The following is a 6,744-nucleotide window of genomic DNA, read 5'->3' on the forward strand; positions in this document are numbered from 1 at the left end:
TAAGCAAAAGGGAACTTAGGTCGCTATATAATATTCACTCAACCCTATTGTATCACCTCTTATCTCAAAAACAATAGGGTAATTATGGAAACGGCGACCTCTTCCTCCTTTGCTTGGGCGAAAAAAGGGAGAGGATTGTAGATGAAAACTAATTTCACTCAAGCAGAATTAAACATGAGGGCGAAAGCATACCATGACAATCACTTTAATCATGTTCACCACTCCTATATTGACATCACTGGCGATCTCGTTACAGGAACGTTGCTTAGTCGAATTGTCTTTTGGTTCTCTCCAAACAAGGAAGGAAAATCCAAACTACGAGTTTTTAAAGACGGCCATTACTGGTTGGCGAAAAACCGAACAGATTGGTGGGACGAAATAAGAATCACACCGAAACAGTACGACCGGGCGATCAAAATTCTGCAACAGAAAAATCTGATCGTTAAAAAGATATACAAATTTGACAAAGACCCTACCACTCATATTCGACTGAATTACGAGCAGTTGGAGATTGAGGTGAATAAATGGCTCAAGGATGTCAAGCAAATGATTGTTGATGGGGAGATTGATAAGAAGGGTAGAAAAACGAATTTCCCCAAAGGTAAAAAACCAGACGTATCAAGGGATAAAGTGGATTATCCAGAGGAGAATGCTCCAAACAAAGAGGCTGAACCTCAGGAAAATCAAGGGGAAGCGCCGAACCCCTTGGGAAATCTGGTTTTCCCCCAAAAGGGAAAAACGAATTCCCCTGATGGGGAAGAAGGAAATTCCCTTTTGGGGGAAAACGAATTTGACCAAACGGGAAAATCTTTAACAGGGAATACTAACAGGAAAGACATACAGGGAGAACTTACAGAGAGAACTATACAACAACAAGAAAACGACATGGACGTTGTTGTTGTAAAAGAATTAATCCAAGCCCTCTTTAATCAACAGTATTCAAACGAGATGATTAAAAAGTTGATCGAATTATCAAAGATTCATAATAGAGACCTTGAGGAAGCTATTCATAAATCGGTTGAGGTAATCGTTGCAAAACAAGAAGCTGGCGAAAAGCTGACAAATCCCTACGGGATTATAGTGTGGGAACTAAAAAATAGTTGGGATTTAAGTGCTATTACAGCAAAATCAATGAAAAGTCAAAGGTATACTGAAAATAGAGATATTAACTTTGAACCATATGATTGGACAGCCAGCCAAGATTAACCGAGTGATGTCCACCAGTTACGAACACCACTAGCACCATCCTCCCCTCAGCCTCTCTTTTTGTAGAGAGCAGGGGGATTTTCCGTTTAAAAGATTTAGTCTGTGAAAAACACTAGTTTGTATTACAAACAACACTCCATTTTTAATCTATCATCATTAATGATAGAAACACTTCCTCAGACGAAGAGAAAAGCCCCTCTCTGCCTTTCAAAACGCAAATGAATACCCAAGGTAGGGTGGAGTTAAAAAGGTGGGAAATAAGCCTTGTGAAGTTATATGGCAGCCGTATTTTTAAGATCAATCGACGTATGAAAAAGATAACGGGGAAATATTCCGGCGCGGCGGGCTGCTGTCAAAAGGCCATCATAAATCTGGTAATTATATCCCATCGAAGATGTAAAATGTGGTAGAATTGAGATGGCACGCGGAGGCTAGGGGCTGGGTCGCTGTCACTTTCGTAAAAGGAGGTGACGGCGTTGTCAGCAACACTAGGAACCATCTTTATGTTGGTTGCAATCGTGGGTACGGCTCTAAAAGGGTTCAAGACCTTTTTGGAGATTCGTCAAATGATGAAGACGAAGAATCATCGACGCATCAGACGAAGAAAACCCCACGCCCCTAGCAAACGGATTTGGCGGTCCCGCTAGTGGATTGGGGTTTCTGTAGCTCCATACCTCTTTAGAGGACGGCGATCCCGCCCCATCGATGAAGCGTGTCCTACAATGGCTCCAGGCTGGCACCTGGGGCTACTTGTAGTTTATGCTCAGTTTTATCTTAGCATACCCAGAGAATGTAAACAACAAACCAATCGCCTGTCTTTGTTCTTTGGCAAAGACTTTATGCTGATAATACCCTCTCAGACCTATTCATCGCCTTTCTAAGGTGTTTTATCCTCACTAAAACACATCAGGTACTCCTCTGATCCTTTTCTCCTCAAATCGTCCGGTATAATTGGAAATTATACAATTAATTAGTTGATACACCTTCTCTATCGCAGAAATACATCCTGGAAACAAAGAACCGCCGATCTTTCGAAAGATCGGCGGTTCTTTCACTCAACGATAAATTTTACTTTAGTGCCGTCCGGATAATCACTAATCTGATTCCCGACCCAGGAACCCGCACCGCGATTGTCAGAGGGGTCGATGTGGCGTACAGAAGCCCCTTCTCCCCCCTCCGCGCAAGCGGCCATGGGCCATTCATCCCTGTCATAGCCAGGTTTTGTCGGGACACCAGCCAGGGACTCCTCACGGCGCTCATCTGCCCCATCACGGTCAATTGTGCATACATTAGAATGACCGGCCGTAATAGCATCACGGATGTGAGCCCCCGTTTCTGGGTAACGATCAGTAGGAAAAACAAGGGTTTCGTCGTATTCCTCGGAATTTACTTCATATGAAACCGGTTGATCGGCCTCTAAGGCATCCAAAATTGCCTCAATCTCAGATCCGTCACATGCCGTCATCATCCCGACCATTAAAATGAGTAAGATCAATCCATATCGTTTCAGACCAATTCCCCCTTTTTCCTATGCCTTTCCATTGTGGATGCTCTACAGCTAAATACCCTGTACAAACATATACCCAACAATAAAGCCAAAAACAGCACCAAGTATCCAGATTATATTCTTCATCTTTCTCTCTCCTTCAGAGATAACGCCACTTTGAATCAGTCTTTGTTGTCTTTTGTTCCTCTACGGGTGATTTGATCTTTAATGATTCCAGTCTTGTCCGGCTCGCAATTGCCATCTCAATCCCGTTATGGCCCCGTGGGACGGTGGTTGTCTGCTGTTCCTTTGTCATCCGGCTACCTTCTTTTAGATAGTGCAAATCGCGTCCAAAATCCGTCATACGATCTCCCCCTTTTTTTGTTCCGTCATGGGTCTATATTTACAGAGGCCAAAAATGCTGCTCCTAACGCAATTGGATCGATTGATTTTTCATCAAGTTCACGCATAAAACTCCTCCCTTTTTATGAATAAAAGCCAACCGTCACGGCTGGCTTTTTAGAAACGATCAACCCCGTTTATCACGCAAACCACGAAGATCAAAAGGGTTTCATATGTATCTCACCTCCTTCAGTGGTTTTGTGAGAATCAAACACGTCCACGACGACCACGGCTCGGTCCAGGCCCAGAAGAACCACGAATACCGCGCAGATTGAAAGGTTTCATATGTATTCACCACCTTTGAAGCTTTAACTGTTAATTACATCTCCAATTATATTGACATCAAAAATTGATGTCAATATAATTTTGTCATTTTTCGGCTATGTGTTTTCAGTGATATACTCAAAGCTAGAAAATTTAACGGGGAAAACAGGTGAAGCCATTGGATTTCAATCATTTATTTGAACAACTTCATCAAGATAATAAACAAAAAAAACCGCAAATAACGGTTAGAATGCCAACCGAGGATATAAATAAATTAAATGAATTAACTACCAAACTTAATGTTTCACGGAATCGGTTGTTCAGTCTGTTGATCCAGTTGGCTTATCATGACTTTTCTTCATTTAGTAAGCTTGCAACAGCCATTCAAGTAAGAAAAGAACAGGATATAAGTCGGATTCCAGTTCGATTGCCTCCTTCCGATCATCAAATGATCGAATGGATGTCGGACAAACTGAACCTCTCCCAGAATGATCTAATCATCCACCTCACCCGGTTAGCACACAATGCTTATCAGTTGTATGAAAAAAACTGATCCCTTCGATTAAAGGGGTCTTTTTGTTGTCAATTGGTTTAACTACCACTTAGTGATATAATTTTGACATCAAATATTGATGTCAAAAGGTGGTTGTTAATCCGTGAGTAACAGCAAGCTTCCTTTGGGTGTTCCTGTATTGTTAATCATTAAGCTAGTTTGTTGGTTTAGTGCATCATTTTCCGGTGTTTTATTGGTATTTGCGATGAAGGATCAGGGTTTTGATACTGTAACAACTTTATTTGTAGCTGGATTAAGTATCGGGGTTGGATATTGTGCAGGTGGATTTTTAGGTGGGTACTTATCGGATCAATGGGAGCGTTCAAAAGTTCTTCACCTTACTCTGTTTATATGGGCAATCAGCTATTTTGGATTAGGGTTATCGCAATCCTTAATCACGTTTCTTTTCTGGGGCATGATGAACGGGATGTTAAGAGGGGGATTTTATTCAATCTCTTACGCCTTGATCGGCGATTTATCACCAAAGGAAGTATCCGCAAAAATACAAAAGCACGCGTATGCTTCGATGAATGCCGGTATGGGAATCGGTGCAGGAGGAGCGCTGTGGCTATACTCTCAATATTCTTTTCAGTGGATAATGTTTGGAACCGGGTGCATTGTTCTCTTGGTGGGGGGGATCGCTTTAATCGGTCATCGATGGATTACACCTGAGAAAAATGAGAAAGAACCGGAACCCTCATTTACTCAAGTAGTGAAGGTAACCACACATGACCGCGCACTAGTGATTTCTCTGGTTGTAGGTGGGATGTTCGCTTTGGGATTCGCTCAATTCGAAACCACCTTGCCACTTCATATAAAAATGCATGACTTAATCTGGCTGTATCCCATCCTTCAGGGGATCAATGCCGTTGGAGTTTCATTATTTCTCTATGCGAATTTCGCGAGTTGGGTAGAGAAAAAGATCCCAAGATATAGTCAACTTGTGTGGGTTAGTGGATTCTTATTCTTTTTCGGATTTGCCTTTTTAGGAACTTCAAACGTATGGACATTGATCACGGGAATGGTATTGTTGACGTTAGCTGAGGCCATCTTTTTTCCTCGATGGCAAGAACAAATCCGCCTGATGGGTAAAGCAAAAAGCATGGCCGGAACGTATCTGGGTACGATTGGTTTTACACAACTGACTTATTTTGTTGGCCCTGTTATTGGTGGATGGATTTTGGATGCGTTGGGCGGCGCGATACTTTTTGTAACCATTGCATTAATTGCCGTGTTGTCCATCCCCTTATCATTAGGGATGTCCAAGCAGGAAAAAACATCTTTGTTGGAACAACAACCACGAGACATGAAAAACACCGCGTCAGAGCCATTATAAAGTCTTTGACGTGGTGTTTTTTCACTTCTGATAGTTCCCCTCTTATCGGAAGCCCTTAAAAACGTGTTTCATATAAAAAGCCGGGGAAACCCGGCTTAGTTTTTTGTACCACACTTGTTAAAAATCTCTTGTCGGATTTGCTTTCGTTCTTCTTCTGTCAGCTCGGGCTGATTCTTAAAGTCTTGATACAACTGATACCCCTTTAAGAACAAGAAGTATCCGAATCCAATCGCCATTAAAGTTGCTGCGATATTCAGGTACATCTCTGTTTGAGTGGTAGCATATCCGGCACCGGTAACGGCAATACCTATCCACGCGAGCCCGTATACGATGTGCAAGATATAGATCTGTTTTGTTTTCAGGTATCCACGATAAAGTTGAACAAAATGATAGATTCCTTTGGCTGCTAAAAGTGCTGCAAATCCGTAAGCCAAGGAAATCCAACCTTCAGCAATCACAGGTGATCCCAATTGGATCAACAACATTGCTGGAATTATCCCGATGACACCGGCTATCACAGGCAGTGTTTTAATTGTTTGAAACCCTCTAATGATCATGCGAATTGACCATCCCAGTAATGCAAGTCCCGTTACAAATAGCATAGGTTGTTGCCAACCATATTGGTTTAATGATGGACCAAAAATAAGCGAGAAACCGAACCAGCAGCTTAACAGACTAAGGATGGACAAAATTATGCTAACTACATCTTTAGCTCGGGGATGTACCCATTGTATAAGTGGAATGTTATTGATTGTGCAACCGGCTATGATGAGTGCCGCGCCTTGTACCAAGTTGGATCGCCTCCTGTATTAATTTTTCGTATTTTCATTGTGCCATGAATTGGTTGTCTTTGAAAGAAGACCATATAAGTGGTTTAACAAAGGAACTCCTCCTTTCGGCTGGCTCATCAGGTCCGGGCCGCCACTCCCGGACGACGCGACGGCGATTCCGCCGCGTTTCGCCTAAATGTGTTTTGATCGCACCCCCAAAGTCACGTTGTATTTTTTCTCCTGATTGATGGCGCCAAATTAGGATGAAATATTCTTATAAATATTCTTATAGCTAACTCAACGAAGCAAGCTGCAACAACTGCCGCAATAAAAGTGGAAATCATGTAAACCATTAGCCACACTGATGCCCCCCATGGTTCTCCAAATCGCTGAAGCATTACTGTCATACCCTCGGCTATTGGGGAACTAGGATAAATAAGCCCAATGAGCAATCCTACGAATAGAAACTGAAAGAAAAAAACAAATACCAGCGATCCAAAGCAACCAAGCGGTTTATCTTTTTTCTTCAATCTTATCCCTCCCAAAAATTTGGTTCTTGATTCTTTGCTTTAGTTAGCAGCAGAGCGCCACCCCTGCCGGACGATGGCTCGATCCTGGCAGCCACCGTTTCACCTACTAACTGTGAATGGCCCGTATAACCTGACCATCCGTGCGTTTTGTTACTAATTCTGAATAAACCATCAAGGTTCTGCTTTCCCCGATCCAC

General features: G+C 42.4%; 9 protein-coding genes and 1 other RNA gene. 4 read left to right on the top strand and 6 right to left on the bottom strand.

Going from position 1 to position 6,744, the window contains the following annotated elements; all coding sequences use genetic code 11:
* Positions 1-141: 141 nt before the first annotated feature.
* Complete coding sequence (locus C8J48_RS18260) at positions 142-1,206, top strand: hypothetical protein (protein ID WP_107728695.1); 1,065 nt, start codon at positions 142-144, stop codon at positions 1,204-1,206.
* A 476-nt stretch (positions 1,207-1,682) separates the two neighbouring features.
* Positions 1,683-1,853, top strand: coding sequence for a hypothetical protein (locus C8J48_RS18900; RefSeq protein ID WP_170105724.1), 171 nt, complete (start codon positions 1,683-1,685; stop codon positions 1,851-1,853).
* Between the two features lie 404 nt (positions 1,854-2,257).
* Here C8J48_RS18900 and C8J48_RS18265 read toward each other — a convergent pair whose 3' ends face one another.
* Positions 2,258-2,683 carry a NucA/NucB deoxyribonuclease domain-containing protein gene (locus tag C8J48_RS18265; RefSeq protein WP_245891293.1) on the bottom strand — a complete coding sequence of 142 codons (426 nt, stop codon included), beginning with the start codon at positions 2,681-2,683 and terminating at the stop codon, positions 2,258-2,260.
* A 169-nt stretch (positions 2,684-2,852) separates the two neighbouring features.
* Entirely contained in the window at positions 2,853-3,056 is a 204-nt protein-coding gene (locus C8J48_RS18270) for a hypothetical protein (protein ID WP_107728696.1), read from the bottom strand.
* A gap of 471 nt (positions 3,057-3,527) precedes the next feature.
* On the opposite strand from C8J48_RS18270, the gene C8J48_RS18275 reads away from it, so the two are divergent.
* Together C8J48_RS18275 and C8J48_RS18280 are read left to right on the top strand one after the other, a co-directional pair.
* Positions 3,528-3,911 carry a hypothetical protein gene (locus C8J48_RS18275; protein WP_146160534.1) on the top strand — a complete coding sequence of 128 codons (384 nt, stop codon included), beginning with the start codon at positions 3,528-3,530 and terminating at the stop codon, positions 3,909-3,911.
* A 103-nt stretch (positions 3,912-4,014) separates the two neighbouring features.
* Positions 4,015-5,247 carry an MFS transporter gene (locus tag C8J48_RS18280; RefSeq protein WP_107728698.1) on the top strand — a complete coding sequence of 411 codons (1,233 nt, stop codon included), beginning with the start codon at positions 4,015-4,017 and terminating at the stop codon, positions 5,245-5,247.
* A gap of 95 nt (positions 5,248-5,342) precedes the next feature.
* Here the strand turns inward: C8J48_RS18280 and C8J48_RS18285 are convergent, their stop codons facing one another.
* The 4 genes from C8J48_RS18285 to C8J48_RS18990 form a co-directional block, all read right to left on the bottom strand.
* On the bottom strand, positions 5,343-6,038 hold the full coding sequence (locus C8J48_RS18285; protein WP_107728699.1) for a hypothetical protein: 696 nt from the start codon (positions 6,036-6,038) through the stop codon (positions 5,343-5,345).
* Positions 6,039-6,140: 102 nt separating this feature from the next.
* Positions 6,141-6,211: hammerhead ribozyme type II (locus C8J48_RS18290), an RNA gene on the bottom strand.
* 27 nt (positions 6,212-6,238) lie between these two features.
* A complete protein-coding gene (locus C8J48_RS18295; protein ID WP_107728700.1) occupies positions 6,239-6,547 on the bottom strand; it encodes a hypothetical protein in 309 nt (102 codons plus the stop codon).
* Between the two features lie 2 nt (positions 6,548-6,549).
* Positions 6,550-6,744, bottom strand: a 195-nt coding sequence (locus C8J48_RS18990) for a hypothetical protein (RefSeq protein ID WP_211316701.1), incomplete at its 5' end; no start/stop codon positions are given.

Source organism: Desmospora activa DSM 45169 (assembly GCF_003046315.1).
GTDB classification, from domain to species: domain Bacteria; phylum Bacillota; class Bacilli; order Thermoactinomycetales; family DSM-45169; genus Desmospora; species Desmospora activa.